The 18,530-nt window shown below is 41.6% G+C and carries 17 protein-coding genes and 2 pseudogenes; 11 read left to right on the top strand and 8 right to left on the bottom strand.

Translation table 11 applies throughout. The features are described from left to right. From Xbud_RS05560 to Xbud_RS05550, 3 genes and pseudogenes are all read left to right on the top strand, one after another. Positions 1–960 carry a sugar kinase gene (locus Xbud_RS05560; RefSeq protein WP_099135124.1) on the top strand — a complete coding sequence of 320 codons (960 nt, stop codon included), beginning with the start codon at positions 1–3 and terminating at the stop codon, positions 958–960. A 1-nt stretch (position 961) separates the two neighbouring features. Further along, positions 962–1,405: a type II toxin-antitoxin system TacA family antitoxin gene (locus Xbud_RS05555; RefSeq protein WP_244589856.1), complete on the top strand. Its 444-nt coding sequence runs from the start codon at positions 962–964 to the stop codon at positions 1,403–1,405. A 24-nt stretch (positions 1,406–1,429) separates the two neighbouring features. Then, a pseudogene (locus Xbud_RS05550) lies at positions 1,430–1,613 on the top strand (IS1634 family transposase); the annotation flags it as partial. Between the two features lie 806 nt (positions 1,614–2,419). Here Xbud_RS05550 and Xbud_RS05540 read toward each other — a convergent pair. The 5 genes and pseudogenes from Xbud_RS05540 to fruB all read right to left on the bottom strand — a co-directional run bounded on the left by Xbud_RS05540 (position 2,420) and on the right by fruB (position 7,064). Next, positions 2,420–2,716, bottom strand: coding sequence for a plasmid stabilization protein (locus tag Xbud_RS05540; protein WP_099135121.1), 297 nt, complete (start codon positions 2,714–2,716; stop codon positions 2,420–2,422). Positions 2,717–2,781: 65 nt separating this feature from the next. Further along, positions 2,782–3,009, bottom strand: a pseudogene (locus Xbud_RS20385) (type II toxin-antitoxin system Phd/YefM family antitoxin). Between the two features lie 209 nt (positions 3,010–3,218). Further along, positions 3,219–4,904: a PTS fructose transporter subunit IIBC gene (gene fruA, locus Xbud_RS05530; RefSeq protein ID WP_099135120.1), complete on the bottom strand. Its 1,686-nt coding sequence runs from the start codon at positions 4,902–4,904 to the stop codon at positions 3,219–3,221. Positions 4,905–4,932: 28 nt separating this feature from the next. Next, the gene (fruK, locus tag Xbud_RS05525) at positions 4,933–5,889 is read right to left on the bottom strand and encodes a 1-phosphofructokinase (RefSeq protein ID WP_099135149.1); all 957 of its coding nucleotides are present in this window, start codon (positions 5,887–5,889) and stop codon (positions 4,933–4,935) included. 11 nt (positions 5,890–5,900) lie between these two features. Next, positions 5,901–7,064, bottom strand: coding sequence for a fused PTS fructose transporter subunit IIA/HPr protein (gene fruB, locus Xbud_RS05520; RefSeq protein ID WP_099135119.1), 1,164 nt, complete (start codon positions 7,062–7,064; stop codon positions 5,901–5,903). A gap of 971 nt (positions 7,065–8,035) precedes the next feature. Between fruB and potA the strand changes: the two genes are divergently transcribed. From potA to potD, 4 genes are all read left to right on the top strand, one after another. After that, positions 8,036–9,151 (top strand): spermidine/putrescine ABC transporter ATP-binding protein PotA, encoded by a 1,116-nt coding sequence (gene potA / locus Xbud_RS05510; protein WP_099135117.1) that lies wholly within the window; start codon positions 8,036–8,038, stop codon positions 9,149–9,151. Beyond that, entirely contained in the window at positions 9,135–9,995 is an 861-nt protein-coding gene (gene potB / locus Xbud_RS05505; protein ID WP_099135116.1) for a spermidine/putrescine ABC transporter permease PotB, read from the top strand. Before potA ends, potB begins: the two co-directional genes overlap by 17 nt. Beyond that, positions 9,992–10,771: a spermidine/putrescine ABC transporter permease PotC gene (potC, locus tag Xbud_RS05500; protein ID WP_099135115.1), complete on the top strand. Its 780-nt coding sequence runs from the start codon at positions 9,992–9,994 to the stop codon at positions 10,769–10,771. Before potB ends, potC begins: the two co-directional genes overlap by 4 nt. A 245-nt stretch (positions 10,772–11,016) precedes the next feature. Beyond that, entirely contained in the window at positions 11,017–12,069 is a 1,053-nt protein-coding gene (gene potD / locus Xbud_RS05490; RefSeq protein WP_099135114.1) for a spermidine/putrescine ABC transporter substrate-binding protein PotD, read from the top strand. 57 nt (positions 12,070–12,126) lie between these two features. Here the strand turns inward: potD and Xbud_RS05485 are convergent, their stop codons facing one another. Beyond that, positions 12,127–12,999, bottom strand: a complete 873-nt coding sequence (locus Xbud_RS05485; protein ID WP_099135113.1) for a phosphorothioated DNA-binding restriction endonuclease — start codon at positions 12,997–12,999, stop codon at positions 12,127–12,129. 189 nt (positions 13,000–13,188) lie between these two features. On the opposite strand from Xbud_RS05485, the gene vapB reads away from it, so the two are divergent. Continuing rightward, positions 13,189–13,359 carry a type II toxin-antitoxin system VapB family antitoxin gene (gene vapB, locus Xbud_RS05480; protein WP_099135148.1) on the top strand — a complete coding sequence of 57 codons (171 nt, stop codon included), beginning with the start codon at positions 13,189–13,191 and terminating at the stop codon, positions 13,357–13,359. A gap of 240 nt (positions 13,360–13,599) precedes the next feature. Continuing rightward, on the top strand, positions 13,600–13,725 hold the full coding sequence (locus Xbud_RS21580) for an RtcB family protein (RefSeq protein ID WP_244589855.1): 126 nt from the start codon (positions 13,600–13,602) through the stop codon (positions 13,723–13,725). Positions 13,726–13,780: 55 nt separating this feature from the next. Here the strand turns inward: Xbud_RS21580 and Xbud_RS05470 are convergent, their stop codons facing one another. Continuing rightward, positions 13,781–14,770: a 5-bromo-4-chloroindolyl phosphate hydrolysis family protein gene (locus Xbud_RS05470; protein WP_099135112.1), complete on the bottom strand. Its 990-nt coding sequence runs from the start codon at positions 14,768–14,770 to the stop codon at positions 13,781–13,783. Between the two features lie 82 nt (positions 14,771–14,852). Next, complete coding sequence (locus tag Xbud_RS05465) at positions 14,853–15,956, bottom strand: toxic anion resistance protein (RefSeq protein ID WP_099135111.1); 1,104 nt, start codon at positions 15,954–15,956, stop codon at positions 14,853–14,855. 707 nt (positions 15,957–16,663) lie between these two features. Between Xbud_RS05465 and Xbud_RS05460 the strand changes: the two genes are divergently transcribed. Further along, positions 16,664–16,978 carry a DUF3761 domain-containing protein gene (locus Xbud_RS05460; protein WP_099135110.1) on the top strand — a complete coding sequence of 105 codons (315 nt, stop codon included), beginning with the start codon at positions 16,664–16,666 and terminating at the stop codon, positions 16,976–16,978. A gap of 681 nt (positions 16,979–17,659) precedes the next feature. Beyond that, on the top strand, positions 17,660–18,433 hold the full coding sequence (locus Xbud_RS05455; RefSeq protein ID WP_099135109.1) for a protein bax: 774 nt from the start codon (positions 17,660–17,662) through the stop codon (positions 18,431–18,433). The last annotated feature ends 97 nt before the right edge of the window (positions 18,434–18,530 follow it).

Below are 18,530 nucleotides of genomic sequence, written 5' to 3'. Positions count from 1 at the left end.
ATGCAGATGCGGAAAATTGCCCTGATTGGCGAATGTATGATTGAGTTAAATGGCATCCCATTTGGTGCCATGATACAGAGCTATGGCGGCGATGTGCTGAATAGTGCGGTTTATCTGGTTCGCGCTGGAGGCGATACGGTTGATGTTCATTTCGCCACGGTGATGGGCACTGATCCCTTGAGTGAAGGCATGATCTCACATTGGCAGCAAGAAGGCATTAATACATCGTTAGTGTTGCGTGATAGCGCGCATCAACCCGGTTTATACTTGATCCAACTTGATGAAAAAGGTGAGCGCACGTTTCTTTACTGGCGCAATAACTCGGCGGCGCGTTATCTCTTGCGCCATCCTGATTACCCCAGATTGCGCCAGCAATTGCAGAACATGGATGTGCTTTATCTCAGCGGGATCAGCCTGGCTATTTTGCCTGAACATGATCGCCAATTGTTGCTAATTGATTTGAAACAGTTATCTTCTGAAGAAAAAGTGATTTTCTTTGACAGTAACTATCGTCCGGCCTTATGGGGAAATGAAGCGCAAGCCCGTGAGTATTATCAGCAAATGTATGCCATCACTGATATTGCGTTAGTCACTGACGATGATGAAGCGAGCCTATGGGGAGATACTTCAATTAAGGAGAGTTTTAATCGCCTGAAAAGAATGGGGGTTAAACAAGCTGTTATCAAAGCGGGTGAACGGGGCTGTTTTTATCGTGACTTAAGCGGTTGCAATGCCACGCAACATATTAAGACTCAACCTGTTACACCTGTCATTGATACCACGTCGGCAGGTGATGCTTTTAATGCGGGTTTTATCGCGGGGCTGTTAAATGGGAAATCCATTTATGATTCAGCATTAATGGGACATCAGCTCGCAGGAGTTGTAATACAGCATAAAGGTGCGATTGTGCCGCAGGCAGTGACACAAGGAGTTACCGCGCGTTTTTTAGGAGATAACTAAAATGCAAGAAATGATAATACGTTTGCGTCAGATTAAAATCGTGCCGGTGATAGCTATTGAAGAAGCCAGAGATATCATTCCTCTTGGTCACGCACTAGCAGATAATGGCCTGCCTGTTGCTGAAATGCCCATCTACTCAAAACGCAAAGAAATCCATTTAGTTGCACAAACATCTTTAGAAAAACAAGAGATTATACAAAGAACAGCCGATTATTCTGGCGCAACGTTTTCTCAATTTCTTATTGAAGCGCCAATGGATAGAGCCAAAAATGTTAATGTTATTGAGCGTACTGAAACATTACAACTCTCAATGGCTGGCGCAAATGCGCTATTTGCAGCGTTAGAAAATCCGCCAAAAACAAATGAGAAACTAATAAAAGCAGCAAAATACCATAATAATGTTATGGATATCTATGATAATGGAAGAAATAACTCAACAACATAATTGTAAGGTATTTGATTATGGAGTTTAACTACCAATGGAATGGCTGACGAACGGCTCGATATTGAAGCATTGCTAGCTAATTATAAGGCCCAACAAAAGGTTAAGCGGGATTTTCGATTCCTGAAAAAACCAAGAACGGATAGAGGCGTTATTGATGGTCATGATATGCTGTTTAATGATGTATGCGACGCTGGAGCATAAAATTCGTATCGAGCTTAAACAAAGGGTTCCCTTTTCCCGGATATGAAGATCTGTTATTGAATATATTCTATACAGACAAAGTTGTGAGTGTGGCGAAATGTATCATATGGTTTTCTTTGTACTAGACTTGACCACCCAAAGAGAGTGTATAGCATTAGAGTTGATCGTAATAATTGAAAAGTGATTATGGGATCGCATGTAATATTTGATCTGGTAATTACACAAATCTACGTATAGGCTCTCGTTATAACGCTCAACCAATGCCTGAAAACGACGGGAAAAATTGACACACTGCAATTGGTTGATCTTTTTAAATCGCTAATCGCTTTTGTGGATAGGTAACCAACAGAAATTCTGAAAATATCACGCTAAACTTCTTAGTAGGATGTTTCTATCATATGACGCAGAGATTGTAGTAAATTAAACTCTATGAGGTTGTATCCGAGTATTCATAATTGTATTCATAATTTTCTTTGCTGTACATTAGCCTTGGTAAACCTGATTCGACAAAATGGGAGGAAACTCGTGGGATGGGTTATTGGTGTAATAATTTTATTGGTGGTTTTGGGAGCAATTTTTAAGCCAAGTAGATGTGACGTTTGTAACACTAATTTCAAAAGAAAATATTACACGTGGAAAATCGAAGGTAAAAAACAGTATTTATGCCCTAACTGTAATAGTCAGATGAACAGAAGAATTAGCTCGAAAAAATTTAAAGATAGGTTTGGTTAATTGGTGCAGGGCTAATGGGTTTGCATCATATTATTCTTCAGATTCCCACTGTATTGATATAAATTAAAAATTGGAATTGTATCAATATAAAATAATCCTATTAAAAAGCAATTCTTGTATATCCTGCCTTTTATGAATAATGACGTGGGCAATAACAATATCTGAAGACTCGTAAGAATCAATAGAGTAGATTGCTTTATAACCATTTTGAGTATTACATTCACGATAGTCTGTTACACCTAACTTGGCCAATTCAAGTGATATTTGGCGGCAGGTTGGTGAAAAATTGACTTTTTTCTCAAACTCATCCAATATTTTTCGAATGATTGGTAATGGTTCAAGTTCTTTTGCACGCAAATACGATGCAATTTCACCCAAAGAATGTTTAAAAGTTTCCGTATACTTAATTAAAATATCAGGTATTTTTTCTAACTATTTATTATTTACAGATCTTCCAATAGCTGTTCACGTGAATATAGTTTTCCTGCATCTTTATCTTTTTGAGAAATTGCCAATAGTTTCAATAATGCAATTGCATCATCTCTTTTTTTCTTTCTTAATATGATTCAATTACATAAGCTGGTAAGCCATTCTGAGTGGCTAATATTGGTTCTGATAATTCTAGTGTTGCAGAGTGCTTTTTTTATAAAGGAAATAGTTTCAATTTTCATTTAAAGCTCCTGGTGAGCATCTCCTGTTCGCACCACTTAGAGTGACATTACGTTCAATAATAGGTTTTAATTTAGTCTATATAAAGACCATGGTCAATGTCTGTTTTTTGTTCTATTGTGGCGTTGTTCTAACTCTGTTAGGTATATCTATCCGGTAATTAGAGGAGTTTTGGAGTTGCAGATAACCGCAACTCCTCCCCGCAAAAACCTCAACCAATTCCCCCAACATTTTTTCTCTTTACCACCCCATAAACCCCTGCCGTCAACACCGTGCCAACCAAAATCGCCCCTAAATACGGCAACACGGGTGTAATTGCTCCCGGAATTAACAACACAAACAATCCGCCATGTGGTGCCATTAGTTGTGTTCCGAAGTACATTGAGAGTGCTCCGGTCACCGCGCCGCCCAGAATGCAACTCGGCAATACCCTTACCGGATCTTTCGCCGCAAAGGGAATTGTCGCTTCGGTAATAAAACACAGCCCTAACACTAGTGCTGCTTTTCCGCCTTCACGTTCACTTTGGTTAAATTTATTTCTCGCAATTACTGTCGCCAGCCACATGGCTAATGGTGGAACCATGCCCGCCGCCATAATTGCCGCCATCGGGCCATAACTCTGTGCGCTCAACAATCCCACACCGAACGCATAAGCTGCTTTGTTCACTGGCCCGCCCATATCAGTACACATCATGCCGCCCAGTATTGCGCCGAGGATAATGGCGTTGGTGGTTCCCATTGATTTCAGCCAATGGGTCAGCCACTCCATAATTGCTGCAACGGGTTTTCCTACAACGTAAATCATGGTTAATCCTGTTACCAACGTTGCGACCAGCGGAATGATCAGAATCGGTTTTAATGCTTCCATGCTTTGCGGTAGATACAGTTTGGTTGTCAGTAGGCTGGCAACGTAACCGGCAAGGAATCCTGCGATGATCCCGCCGAGGAATCCTGCCCCGGTACTGATGGCGAGCATACCGCCGACAAGGCCGGGAGCCAGTCCGGTACGTCCTGCAATGGAGTAGGCGATGTAACCTGCGAGTACGGGCACCATCAGGGCAAGTGCGGAGCCGCCGCCGATTTGCATCAGGGCTGCCGCCAGTGTGCCAGGTTCTTTAAATGCTTCGATACCGAAGACAAATGACAAGGCGATGCACAGTCCACCCGCGACGACCATCGGGAGCATATAGGAAACGCCGGTCATCAGGTGTTGATAGACGCTGGTACTTTCCTGTTTTTTGTTGTCGGATACGGGATTGTTGTCTGTGGCGGTGTAAGTCTTGGCTTCGGTCAGGGCCTTGTCCAGCTCATTGGCAGTTTTTTTCAAGGCTGCGCTTGTGGAGGTACGATAAAGGCACTTGCCGGAGAATGGTGAGAGATCTACGTCGATATCTGCCGCCACAATCACCAAATCCGCTACCGCGATTTCAGTATCGGTTAGGGTGTTATCGGTTCCCACGGAGCCACGGGTTTCCACTTTGATTTTCCAACCGCGTTTTTGTGCTTCCGTTTCCAATGCTTTGGCCGCCATAAAGGTATGGGCGACACCAGTCGGGCAGGCGGTGATGGCAACGATGTTTATTGGTTTTTGCTGAGTGACATTCTCTGTTGTGTTGGCTGAGTACTGTTGTTGATAAACACTGGCTTCTGTTTTGGCATGGTGGAGAAACGTTACAGGTTCGCGGATCGCTTGTTCTGCGGAGCCGATAAAAACTTTTTTGCCGTGCAGGTTAAGGCTAATTGGTGCAGATCCCCCAATGATGATTACCAATTTGGCCTTGTTTATATCGGTAGTGAGGATCAAGCTGTGTTGGGCAGCGATATTTTCTAGTGTATGTTTGGCGAGGTAAGCGCGAGCCTGTTTCTGTTTATCGTTGCTAATAATCAATGTTTTCATGAAATTCTCTTCTTTTTATTGTTTTTTCTTAATTTTTCGGTGATTGGTTTTTTAACGAAATGAGTTCTACTTTTGTCATCAATTGAGCGAGTTGTTGGCGGTCGATATTGCCAACATTGCTCTGGCTGACGGTCATGGCTGAAATGGCGGTGGCGAGGCGTAATGTATGTTCGCAAGGTTGTCCCATCATCAGGCCGTAAATCAGGCCACCGACCATGGCATCGCCCGCGCCGACGGTACTGACGATTTCACAGTGTGGTGGTCTGGCGAGCCATGATCCCGTTGAGTTGACTAAAATGGCGCCTTCTGCCCCTAAGGAGACGATGACATGTGAGATCCCCTCTGTGCGCAGTTGATAGGCGGCCGAAATGATGTCTTCTTGTGTGGGCAAAGGTCGGCCAATCCAGAGCTCTAGTTCATGTTGGTTCGGTTTGACCATCCACGGTTGGGCTTTGATTCCGGCAGTGAAGGCTTCCCGACTGCTATCGAACACGACACACATGCAAACTTCGCGCAGGCGCTGCATCCAATCGGTAAAGTCATCCAGTTCAACGCCTACTGGCAGGCTGCCGCTGACGCATACCATGTTGAATGCTCGAAGCCATGTGAGGGAATTTTCGGCAAAGTGCTGCCACTCTTCTTTGCTGACAGTAAAGCCTGAAAAGTTGAAATCGGTGACAAGGCCGTTTTGTTCGGTAAGTTTGACGTTGATGCGTGTCCGGCCTTCCACTATCTGGAAGTGGTTGGTCATGCCGAGCTCTGCGAAGGTTTTTTGAAAGCTGGTTTGGTTCTCTTTACCCAGAAAGCCCCCCACAGTAACGTCAATGCCAAGGGTTCTGAGGATCTTCGCAACGTTGATACCTTTGCCAGCCGGATATAATCCAGCAGTCTGGATACGATTAACTTCGCCGATTTTAATATTTCCGGTTAATCCGACCAAATCATAAGCCGGATTCAGGGTAATGGTTGCGACTCTTTTATTGATGCTGTCCGTACTCATGCCATCTTCTCACCCAGTTTGTTGTCAATCAGAGATTCGATGGCGGTCAGTGCTTCTTTGGCATCTGAACCAATAGCGGTAAAGCGAATTCGTTCTCCTTGTTTGACTCCCAATCCAGCGACTTGCATCAGTTTTCGTCCATCAATGGGAATGCTATTGCCGTCAAGATGGGCGATGGTGATTTGGCTGCGGAATTGTTTGATGGTGTTAACCAGCAGTGCGCTAGGGCGGGTATGCAGGCCATGTTCATTGGGCAGAATAAAATCTGCGGTCAGGGCGTTTTCTTTTTGTGGTACTGGTTTTTGTAGGGGGATATCTGTTGTTAGTAGTGCAATAAGAGCTGCGTGATCCTGAGCGCATATCAGATGTTCTCCATTCCCTTGTTGAAGCAGGGTGTTGAGATGGTTCAACAGATTATGCAGTTGCTCGTCGGCGTAGGCGATGGTGAATAGCAGCCCGACAGGCTGTTTATCAATAGTGTTTGTATCTATAGTAAAAGGTTTTTTAGGGCGGGCGATGGCAACAGTATTACGCAGGCTGCCTTGCGAACTGTCATTTAACCAGATCCCTTGTCCGAGGTATATTGGTGGGGTGGTGAGAATATCGGCAATAAATTCTGTAGTTACTGCGCTGATTTGTTGCAAGCGGGCGATGTTCAGAGCCTGCAAAGTTGTCAGATCATGTACATCAATATCCAATGTGATGGTGGAAGTGTCCAGCAGGTAGGCTTGTCTTGGGTTCATGAATAAGTGGTATAACTCATCAACTGAGGTGGCTTTTGCCATCTGTTTGGTACAGTTTTCATCACTGATAATGGGGATCAGTTGATGCAGAAGTTCAAGGTGTTCGTCAGATCTTGCAGCAATCCCGATAACGATGTAGACGGTTTGGCTGTCGCTCCATGTAACGCCATTTGGGAATTGCATGACTTGTACGCCTGTATTCAGCACGTCATTGCGGGTGGCATGGGTTCCATGTGGAATGGCAATACCATTACCCAGATAGGTTGAAGACTGTGTTTCACGTTCCAGCATCCCGTCAACGTACTCTTTACTGGCATATCCCGCAGCAGCCAGAGCGTTGGCAACTTGTTGAATAGCATTTTCTTTGTTGTCAGCATGTGCTGCCAGATGGATATCTTGTAATGTTAGATGAAACATTTTTCCTCCCTTTCCCTGTTATCTTTCAAGTTGCAGTGTTGTTGGTTACGCTGCATCTTGAAACCCAAGGGAATACAGTTTATTGAAACGATTCAGTTTTTTGAGTGAAAGAAAGAATGACATTGAATAAATTCACGTTATTTTTGTTATTGAATAAGCCGAATAGTTTTATTTTTCATATTGAGATCGCATTAATACTAATGCTGGCTAATAAATGCTGGCCAATATTAGAAGAGCAAGAGTATAATGCGATCTTAATTGATGACAATTTTTCAAAGTTACTAATTAATTATTTATTTTTTGATTTTTAACAATACAAACAGATATTGCTAATTATCTATATTATTTGGAAAGTATCTCTAAAGCGTTAAAGAGTAAAGTAAGGTTTTTGATTATTTTTCTAAAGGGTGATAGCGATCTTAATTATTTGTATCTCAGTGAAAATAATTAATTATAAAATTCATTATTAAAATAATAAAAAATAATTCTAATAAACGAATGTATTACATCAACAGAAAAGAATTTTTTGTATGGTGATCATTGGTATGAAAAAGGCGTCAGTATGTTATGACGAAAGGAGAATATCAGTATCCTGTTGGTTGGTGGCTTTAGTGAGTTGGATAATGAAATGATTGAGGTGAAGGAAGGTTTTGATAGTCTTAGTAATCTTTTGAAAGAAAAAAGGTTTTTTAGTGTAAAAAATAATCAATAAAAATTATTTCCAACTGGATAATTTGGGTTCAGAATGGCATGAAATGTCACCATTCATGAAATGTTAATAAAAAATGGCTTATTGCCATTATTTCAGCTTTCAATTTCGGCGTACTGCGTTTATTATGCGCGCTTCGTAATTTCAACCGGCGCCACTGGCTTTGAGCTTCAGCGGAGAAATGATGCCTCCTGCTAGCTGACACAGTCTTTTCCCGTGGCGGTTCTATCTGCATTATTCCAAGGGATAGATGATAGCATAAATGACTGAGAATACCTCTCTGATACCACTCGTTGAACTAAAAGCCTTGAGTAAGGGCTTCGACGGCAAACAAGTTATTTCACAGCTCGATCTGACAATCAATGATGGCGAGTTCTTGACCATTCTTGGGCCATCCGGTTGTGGTAAAACCACAGTACTTCGTCTGATCGCCGGGCTGGAAGATGCTGACAGCGGCAAAATTTTACTGGAAGGGCAGGATATTACCGATATTCCCGCCGAGCACCGTCACGTTAATACGGTTTTCCAGAGTTATGCCCTGTTCCCCCACATGACCGTATTTGAAAATGTTGCTTTTGGGCTACGTATGCAAAAAACACCGGAAAAAGAGATTGCTCCGCGTGTTGAAGAAGCATTACGTATGGTGCAGCTTGAAGAGTTTGCCCAGCGTAAACCCGCCCAGCTTTCCGGCGGGCAGCAGCAACGTGTGGCGATTGCCCGTGCGGTTGTGAACAAACCGAAGGTTCTTCTGTTGGATGAATCGCTGTCTGCGCTCGATTATAAGCTGCGTAAGCAGATGCAGAACGAATTGAAAGCGCTCCAGCGTAAACTTGGTATCACCTTTATTTTCGTGACGCATGATCAGGAAGAAGCGCTGGTGATGTCTGATCGTATTGTGGTTATGCGTGATGGATATATTGAACAGGATGGCACACCCAGAGAGATCTACGAAGAGCCGAAAAATCTGTTTGTTGCCCGCTTTATCGGTGAAATCAATATTTTTGATGCCCAAGTATTGCATCGTGTTGATGAGCAACGCATACGTGCTGATGTGGAAGGTCATGAATGTGACATCTTCACACCTCTGCCAGTAACCGCCGGACAAACGTTGAAGGTACTGCTACGCCCGGAAGATTTGCGTGTAGAGGAGATCAACAATGGTGAGCAGGTGTCAGGTCTGATTGGTTATGTGCGTGAACGTAACTACAAAGGCATGACGCTGGATTCAGTGGTCGAGATGGAAAACGGCAAAATGGTCATGGTGAGTGAGTTCTTCAATGAAGATGATCCCGATGTTGACCATTCCCTGAACCAGAAGATTGCTGTCACTTGGGTAGAAAGCTGGGAGGTTGTGCTGGTTGATGAAGAAGACGCGTAAACTATTCCAGAATATTGTCATTACAGGCATAGTTTTTTGGCTGATGCTGTTTGTTTTTCTGCCGAACTTGATGATTATCGGAACCAGCTTTCTGACTCGTGATGATGCTAATCTGGTACAGATGGTCTTTTCGCTGGATAACTATACCCGCTTGTTCGATCCGCTATATGCCGAGGTGCTGATACACTCGCTGAATATGGCTATCGTTGCAACGTTGTGTTGTCTGGTGATTGGCTATCCATTTGCCTTTTTTATGGCGCGGATGCCGAAAAAGCTGCGCCCACTGCTATTGTTCCTGCTTATCCTGCCATTCTGGACGAATTCTTTAATCCGTATTTATGGTTTGAAGATGTTTCTCAGTACCCGCGGTTATATGAATGATTTTTTGCTGTGGACTGGGATTATCGATAAACCGCTGCGCCTTATGTATACCCCCGAAGCAGTGGTGTTGGGTCTGGTTTATATTCTGCTGCCATTTATGGTGATGCCTCTCTATTCCAGTATTGAGAAGCTGGATAAATCCTGTCTGGAAGCGGCACGTGATCTGGGAGCAGGAAAAGTGCAGACTTTTATCCGTATCATCATACCGCTGACTATGCCGGGTATTATTGCTGGCTGCCTGTTGGTTCTGCTGCCTGCGATGGGGCTGTTCTACGTGGCTGATTTGATGGGTGGGGCGAAAAACCTGCTGATTGGTAATGTGATTAAAAGTCAGTTCCTCAACATTCGCGATTGGCCGTTTGGCGCAGCGACCAGTATCTGTCTGACGTTGGTCATGGGGCTGATGTTATGGGTTTACTATCGTGCGGCTAAACTGCTGAACAAGAAGGTGGAACTGGAATGATCGGACGCTTGTTGCGCGGTGGTTTTATGATCATCGTTTACGCTTACCTGTATATCCCGATTATTATTCTGCTGGTAAGTTCGTTTAACCAGTCACGCTTTGGTATTAGTTGGCAGGGGTTCACGACAGAATGGTATAGCCTGTTATTCAGTAATGACAGCCTGCTGCAAGCCGCAGGGCATTCTCTGACAATGGCGGTTGTTTCCGCCACATTTGCTACGATGATTGGGTCATTGACTGCGGTTGCCCTGTATCGTTATTCATTCCGTGGCAAAAAGTTTGTTAGCGGTATGCTGTTTGTGGTGATGATGTCGCCGGATATTGTGATGGCGATTTCATTGCTGGTGCTGTTTATGCTGCTGGGCGTTTCACTGGGATTCTGGTCACTATTGTTTTCTCACATCACTTTTTGTTTACCGTTTGTGGTGGTGACTGTCTATTCCCGTCTGAAAGATTTTGATGTCAAAATGCTGGAAGCAGCCCGCGATTTAGGAGCGAGTGAACTGACTATCCTGCGTAATATTATCCTGCCGTTGGCGATGCCAGCAGTTATGGCGGGATGGTTGCTGAGTTTTACCCTGTCGATGGATGATGTCGTTGTTTCTTCATTTGTGACGGGGCCGAGTTATGAAATCCTGCCACTTAAGATCTATTCAATGGTAAAAGTGGGCATTTCACCGGAAGTAAACGCACTAGCCGCTATTTTATTGGCTATGTCACTGGTATTAGTGCTGATTAGCCAGCTTGTGATGCGTGATCGTACAGGTAAGTCTTAACTTTAATTTAAGCGTAGTCACAAGTTGGCTGCGCTTTTACTTCACTAATAACATCATTTTTATCTCAATTAACCAGAATTTCTTTCCCAATCTCCAATTTAACAAGGAATAAGTGGCTTTACCCCATGAAATGACGCTCTTATAATAGCCGTTTTTTTGGGGTAGGTTCATGTCGAACCTGCTATGTACGGTAATAACGCGATAATTACGCACTAACTGCGGGGAAACACTACATGAAAAACAGCATGAAAAAGTGGTTCTATCTGTTAGCCGCTGGGATGATGGCATTGAGCATTAGTTCGGTGAATGCTGCTGCCGCTGATGATGGCAAGACACTCTATTTCTACAACTGGACTGAATATGTTCCGCCTGGTTTGCTCAACCAGTTCACTAAAGAAACTGGGATTAGGGTGATTTATTCCACCTATGAATCCAATGAGAGCATGTATACCAAGCTGAAAACCTATAAAGATGGGGCTTATGATTTAGTTGTGCCATCCACTTACTTTATCTCCAAAATGAGTAAAGAAGGGATGTTGCAAAAAATCGATACAAGCAAACTCAGCAATTTCCACAATCTTGATCCTAATCTGCTGCATAAGTCTTTTGACCCGAAAAACGAATATTCCATCCCTTATATTTGGGGAGCGACTGCTATTGGTGTCAACAGTGATAGTATCGATCCCAAAACCATTACTTCCTGGGCTGATTTCTGGAAGCCTGAATATAAAAATAGTTTGGTATTGACGGATGATGCCCGTGAAGTTTTCCAGATCGCGCTGTTGAAACTGGGCTACTCTGGTAATACTACTGATCCGAAAGAGATTGAAGCGGCGTATAATGAACTGCAAAAGCTAATGCCAAATGTACTGGCATTCAATTCTGATAACCCTGCTAATCCATTTATGGAAGGTGAAGTTGATGTCGGCATGATGTGGACGGGCTCTGCTTATGTTGCGCGTCAGGCTGGAACACCTATCGATATTATCTGGCCAAAAGAAGGCGGAATTTTCTGGATGGATAGCCTGGCTATTCCGGCAAATGCTAAGAATGTCGATGGAGCGATGAAGCTGATTGACTTCCTGCTGCGCCCGGAGATTGCGGCACAGGTTGCTGAAAAAATTGGCTACCCGACACCAAACCTGGCTGCGAAAAAACTGCTGCCAGCCGCTGTATCAGGGGATAAGTCACTGTATCCTGATGAAGCAATGATCCAGAGAGGGGAATGGCAGAGCGACGTTGGCAATGCTAATGTCCTGTATGAAAACTATTTCCAAAAACTGAAAGCGGGTCAGTGATCCGGGATTTAATTAGAATGAAAGGGAGAGTCTGGCTCCCTTTTTAATTCTTACGGATTACTGTTTAAAGACTTGGTTACGATGCCAGTTAGTGAAACCTTCCAAGGGGTAATAGTCTCTGTTTTTAGGAAGTAATATTGGCTGTTTTGCAAAATTCCAGAAAAGTTGCTTAACCATCGGGCCACCATTAATACTTTCTGAAACCAGTAACTGCATATTATCGTCAATACTGATAGAGCCCATATCGAATGCAGAATGATGCAGTGAACATAGTGCAAGCCCATTATTTATGGTACATGGTCCACCATATTGTTTCCATTTGATGTGTGCTGCTTCCAGACCGACAGGTGTGTCGTCATGTCGCAGGTTGTAGCCACATATTGCACACTCATAATTATAGGCGCGCAGTATCTGCTGGCGAAAATGGGGATCACGTATTCTGCGGATATCACTCAAAGAGAAATTCAATTGATTGGCGAGCAGTTCCTGTACGCTATCAGGAAAATGTTCACTGAGAATTTGTTGTGCCAGTTTATCGATTAAGGCAGGTTTATTACGTAATAACTGATAGCTTTGTTGGTCGAAACCGCCTTTGACGCTGAATTCAATCAACTCGCGTTTCGGTGGCTCTTTGCTGCCTTTTTGTGGTGTGCAAAGTTCTGTATTCTGCAACTCCCAAAAACCATCACCACGCAGTCGCCAGAAAGGTAAGGTGGGATAGTGATTTTTACGTCTTGGGCCAAAATGATTAAGGAGATTCAGTAATGGCTGGTGGATCTCCTCTCCATAATCAAACAGTCGTTCATGGCCTTTCTGGTATTGAGAGAGTACATACAACAACAATAATGGTTTATGTGGTGCACGCTGATCACCCTTGCGCCATACAGAAAGGTTTGAGATCGCAACTTGTAGTTCTTTGATTGTAGACATGTAAGTTGTTTGATTAATGGATAAAGGTATTGCGATCATGCTCGCAAAAGTGGTGAAGGGCAAGGTGTTGGTTGAATGAGTAATACTATCTGGTATTCAATGGAACTAAGACAAATCAAGCAACGTATATCCCATTAACCTATCCCATAAAAAGCTATTCTTTTCGATGAACCTAATCGGAAGGTTTATATTGGAGGTCAGGCTGTACGTTTACCCAAAGCAGTTGCTTTACCGGAAGATGTAAAACACGTTGATATTATTGCTATTGGTCAAACCAGTATCATCACTCCGGCAGGAGAAACTTGGGATAGCTGGTTTGATGGTGAAGATGTCACTCCTGATTTTATGATTGATAGATAACAACCAGGTGAACAGGTCAGGGAAGCTTTTTATCAACATTATGGTCAGCTATGCATCAGCTCATCACATTGATGGAATTAATTTATGGTGCTTGTGACAAATAATATCCGTGAATTTGAATGAGTTTTAGGATTAAGAGTTGAAGATTGGGTGATGGGATAATTCTATTTACAACCTGCTCAGGACAAAAGTCGGCTGCTTGTTGACCTCTCATATAATATTATTTTTCCTGAGCAGGGAATGAAGCTCCACCGTAAAGGTGCAACGCCAGCGCGAGCAGGTGAATTGGCGTTAATTCCCGGTTCAATGGGAACAAGCGGGGCTGATTCAATCAGTAGCAAGGATCAGACCGTGGATCACATTTAAAGCCTGATTTTTAAATAATAAGGCTGGTTTTGATCAGCCTTATTATTTAGATTAGCTATTTTTTCGATTCAAAGCCCTGCGCACGTATCAATTGGTTCATTGATTTCAAATCAGCCATTAGATCATCGACATTGTTACTCAACAAGTTTTGGTGCATTTCACTAAACGCAACACTCATTTCCTGCAAGCTCTGTATGGTCAATAAGTTAGCTTCTTGGAATTGAGAGCTGCTAGCCTGATGCTGTTTGAGTGTCGTGAAAGATTCCACGGCATTCCTGATCATAGGTAAATAGCGGTTAAGGAATGTTGTTCCCTGTGGGATATCCCGTTCATCTTCTTTCATACAGTCGATGATTGCTCGAGTTTTTTCTTCTATTTTCCCAAGGTAAGGCCACATCTCATCCGAAACATTAGGCTGGTAGGCCATGATTAAAGCTAATTGATGATAATATTCTCTAAAAGCATCTGGTGTATTTTCTTCTTCCTGCTCGTGGTTTTTAACAACTGTTTTTCTTGTGGTCTCTTCTGCTGCTTTTTTTATCTCATCTTCAACTTTTTTTATTTCTTCATTGAGTTTTTTTCGCTCAAAATTACAGGCTACAAAAAGTAGAACAGCATATGTGATACAGAACCAGGTTGGAAATAGTTGAAAATATTGTATCAATGCTGATACGAGAGTAAGACATCCCATTATCAATAGAGCAAACCGCCCACCTTTTACTGATTGCTTACCAATGGATTTGATAAGCAACATAGCAAGGCCTGTAAGTAGAATGAACACAGGTAATAAGTTAGCAAACGCACACAATATCAACAGTAATACGATAATGAAAGATTGCCGAACATCGGAACTATGCTCATTACGAGGAGGCCAAAGAGCAACCGTGCCAATATAATTAGAGAGAGCAATTAGTCCTTCAATAGATGAGTTATAAGTCCCTTCCCAAAGTTTCGAATTTGTCGTTATACCAATGACTATAGAGCTAGTAAACAGCCCCATGACATGAATTAACAAGCGCTTAATAAATGCTTTTATGGTATCCACAATAAAGCCATTCCTTAAAAGCCTTCCCGTAAGAGGAAAGCTCCTATTTTAAAAAATTAACATGTCTTTATGAACAAGCCGATTATTGATATTTTGTCACTGCGGCGTTTAAACGCTGGCGTAGATTTTCTTCCATATTGGCAAGTTCAACCTCCACTTGAGTACGCTTGCTTTTCGCATCAGAGGCAATGCGCATAGTCTCTTCAATTGTATTGACCAGACGGTCTTGCACTTCACGTAAGGTTTCTGCATCAATAATGGAACGTTCAACTTCTGTCGCTACGGCAATGCTGTTCTGTTGCAGGATTTCGGCATTTTTGCGCAGTAATTCATTAGTAGTATCACTAACTTCTTTCTGCAATTTGGCTGCCTTGCCTTGTGCATTCAGAGACAATTGCAATACTAACTGGCTCTTCCAGATTGGCAGGGTAGTCAGGATACTGCTTTGGATTTTTTCAGCCAGTTGTTGGTTATTGCTTTGTACAATACGGATTTGCGGTGCAGTCTGAACCGCTACGGCTTTTGATAGTTCCAAGTCATGGATACGGCGCTCAAACCGGGTGATGTTTTCCATCAGATCTTTCACACTCTGCGCATCCATCATGTCTTTGGACATCTCTGCTTTCATGCGCAGTTCAGGCAGAAGTTCGTTTCTCACCTGTTCCAGCTTTTGTTTACCGGCTTCAACATAGAGTGTAATGTTTTTATAAAAATCCAAATTGCGGGTATAGAGCTGTTCCAGTACATTAATATCCCGAACCAGCGTAGTCATTGCATTATCAAGATGGACGGTAATTGTATCCACCTGTTGAGTTAAGGTTCTGCTATCAATAACTGCGCACTCTGCTTTTTTGAACAGGCCACCAATCAGAGGAAGGTTTCTGAAAAAACTACTTGTTTTTTCTTCTTCGGTCAGTGCGCCATTCTCACGTACAAACATGACCAGATCAGATAATTTCTTACCGACAGCGCCGGCTTCTTTTGAACGAACATTCTCCAGTAAAGAATCAGCAAAGCGGGCAATCTCACCCATAGGTTTAGCGCCATAGCTAATGACCGCAGTTGGTTGGAAAATATCAATTTTCTCTATCAGAGCGTTGACTTTTTCCTGATCAATCCGATCCGCGAGTTGTGTAGAGTTGGTTTGGCGATCGAACGATGGTATAGGCATAGATTCCGTATTCATGAAGTAGTCCAATTGTAAAATGAATGTATATCCGTTGTTTTTCAAGTGGTAGCTTTGTGGGTTGGTTGAGTTCCTTTACCATCGCGCTCTGTCTTGAAATCCATAGGGCATAACTAGGTATAATATAAAGAATATTATACGATTTTTTCTGTTTGTTTAAAACCAATTCACTTAAGAATATGGTATTTCCATTTAATAGATAAACATAATAATTTTTTGATTTAAAATTTTGGGGGTATTTCAGGGGTTATTGACGTTAAAGTTATTTTTAGTAAGATGATTGCTCTTGAATGGTCCTGTGCTTAGTCCTTAGCTTTGGCTTTTTGTGGTAATCCTTCACAGTATTTATCCGTTTAAATAAAATATATACCAAGCTCCATTTTGGCTTGTTTTAATCGTTGGTCGAGAAGTGAATACATTATGGAGATTCGAGCATATCATTCTTTTATTTTTATTACTTTCATTTAATCAATAGATTTATCCGGTAGAAATAAAATTGAACTGATATCGGTTTTAAATTTTATGATTCAATGAAATTGGTTTAAGGAGTATTATTACTAAATACAGCATAATTAGAAAGCTGTTTTTATGAGTCTTCAAATGATAATTGTTGTTTATATCAGATTTGTAATCGCATCATTCAAAGCTATACTCCAAACTACAAGAGTTGATTTCGGGTTAAATACTCTAACCAGAGGATACATATTATGAAAAGCTTGAAGTTATCAGTTGCAGCATTACTGGTGTTGTTTTCAAGTGCAGTAATTGCAGCGCCCACGGTATCAACAGATCACACTGCCAAAACTGGCACAACAGTGGAAAAGAGTGTCAAAAAGACCAAAAATAAAATGAGTTCGTTAGAAAAGAAAGCGGGTGAAAACAGCAAGAAATCAACGAAGAAAGGAAAAACTAAAGCTAAAAAAGGTGTGAATACTGCGCTTTGTAAAGATGGAACTTATAGTAAGAGCAAATCGCGTAAAGGCGCATGCTCACGCCACGGTGGTGTCGCCAAATGGTTATAGTTTTCCGGTGACTTTTTATTATGTCTAATTTAGGGGGCTAAGGCCCCCTAATTACTTCCCAATAAAAATCTCTTTTTTAATTTTTATGCTTTATACACCAGTTATTGTGAAAATAATATTTTTCTCGATATTGCCAGTGCATTGTTAATTCTAAAATGCGTTAGATCAGAATAGAAGCTTAAAGATATTTCCTTCACTAAGAAGAGAAGATGTAAGGAGGTAATATTAAATCAATTGATTTAATATTGCTTTCTTATTTATTTAATCTAACTATTAAAACATAATTGACCACTAAAATAGATAACTAAAAATAGATAAAATCATATCTGATGATTCACATAACAAAATTAATTTCTGCATTGATGATTTAAGATGGGTGCGAAATGATTTTTTTATTAAAAATAAATGAGTTAATCATAATGTTGTGAATCAAATATTCTTTATTTTAGATAAAAAATAGTAGGAAGATATGCGATAAATAACACTATTTGCCAGATAAAATCTCAATAATTATTACACTTATTTACGGTATTAAGTAAAAAATATAGATTATTGTCAGTAACGTGCTAATATTCGTTACGTAATTAACCTTACGAATCGCGAATAAAGATAGCTATACATTGATTGCTTTGTTAATATTCGTGTGTTTTTTATCCAGAGTAATAAAACGAGGAGAAGCAAATGCCCTCTCGAATGATGATGAGGACAACTGCGGTCTTCGCTTTCTTTCTCTCTTTAATCTTTACTGGATTGAGCGATGCTTCAACCAATAGCTCAAAAGTGAAAGAGTATTCTCACAATGGCATAAAGCATCATTTGCCTGATTTGCGAAAATATCCTTCAGGTACACCCAGGAAGAAAGCGTTTTTAAATATTGTTGTCCCTGTAATTGATAAGCATAATCAACAGATTATGCAAGACCGCACATGGCTCCTGTCACACCATGAATCACATAAATGGTCTGCACAGGATATCAAGAGATTGCAGAGGATCTGCACAGATTACAAAATGACTTGTACCTTACTAAAACGGGTTGATTGGCATAATTTGTTGAGTAGGGTTGATATTATTCCGACCCATTTTGTTGCTACTCAGGCTGCCGCAGAATCAGGATGGGGAACATCAGAACTTGCGCAGAAAAACAATAACCTGTTTGGAATGCGTTGTCGCTCATGCGGCAAGGCTAAAGGGAAAATTAAAGGTTATTCAGTTTATGATTCGATTGAAGACTCTGTCGTCGCCTATATGAAAAATATGAATACGCATCGTGCTTATGAGTCACTGCGTACTTCACGTGTAAGGCAGAGAATAGCACAAGTGCCACTTAATACCAGCAAACTGATCGATCATCTTAAAGGTTATTCCGAATTAGGTGCTGGCTATAATCGTTATTTACATAAGGTATTTAATGGCAATAAGGAATTGATTTCACAAGTACAGGAATACGGGAAGTGATTGCCAATAAATATGAGTAATATGGTCACTTTTCAATAATCCACACTGTATTAATTACAATGTGGATTATTTTTTATAATGATAGTCTAAAAACCGT

Source organism: Xenorhabdus budapestensis (assembly GCF_002632465.1).
GTDB lineage: Bacteria > Pseudomonadota > Gammaproteobacteria > Enterobacterales > Enterobacteriaceae > Xenorhabdus > Xenorhabdus budapestensis.
The sequence above is the reverse complement of the archived record's forward strand: the minus strand, read 5'-3'. Positions and strand labels throughout refer to the sequence as shown.